This window comes from Bradyrhizobium sp. PRIMUS42, assembly GCF_023006515.1.
Lineage (GTDB): Bacteria > Pseudomonadota > Alphaproteobacteria > Rhizobiales > Xanthobacteraceae > Bradyrhizobium.
Map to the genome: position 1 here is coordinate 1 of NZ_JALBGZ010001428.1, position 668 is coordinate 668.

The 668-nt window shown below is 68.1% G+C and carries 2 protein-coding genes; both read left to right on the forward strand.

Features of this window, described 5'->3' with window-relative positions; translation table 11 throughout:
* Nucleotides 1-541: isocitrate lyase/phosphoenolpyruvate mutase family protein (locus tag MOV75_RS40845; RefSeq protein ID WP_247008522.1), on the forward strand; the 541-nt coding region annotated here is incomplete at its 5' end.
* Nucleotides 538-668: acylphosphatase (locus tag MOV75_RS40850; RefSeq protein ID WP_247008524.1), on the forward strand; the 131-nt coding region annotated here is incomplete at its 3' end. The genes MOV75_RS40845 and MOV75_RS40850, both read left to right, overlap by 4 nt.

Consider the following 668-nt stretch of genomic DNA (forward strand, 5'->3'; position numbering starts at 1 on the left):
CGGTCTCACCATCGAGGACACGCTGCTGCCGGCCGCTTTTGGCGAGGCGAAGACGCAGCTGATCTCGCTCGAGGAGGGCGTCGGCAAGATGAAGGCCGCGCTCGGCGGCCGCAGCGATGGCTCGCTGGTCATCATGGGCCGCACGGGAGCTGCTTCGATCACCTCGATCGAAGACGCGATCCGCCGCGCTAGGGCATATGAAGCCGCCGGGGTCGATGCGCTGTTCTTCACCGGCATCAAGTCGCGCGCCGAGCTCGAGGCGATCACCGCTGCGACGCGCCTGCCGATCGTGCTCGGCGGGGCGCCGGAGGACTTGAACGGGCTCGATTACCTCGCCAGTCAGCGCGTACGCATCGCGCTCCAGGGTCATGCGCCGATCGCAGCCGCGACGCAGGCGGTCTACGAGACGCTGAGAGCGCTACGCGAAGGCGCGCCGCCGAAAAGCCTTAGGGGGATCGCATCGTCGGAGCTGACGGCCCTCGTCATGCGCGAGGTCGATGTCAAGGCGCGCAACGCCGACGTCCTCGGATTGAAAAAATGAGCCGGGCTATTCTCCAGGTCATGATCCGCGGGCGCGTGCAGGGCGTCGGCTATCGGGCCTGGGTCGAGCACCAGGCGACAACGAGCGGGCTCGAAGGCTGGGTCCGCAACCGCCGCGACGGCGGCGT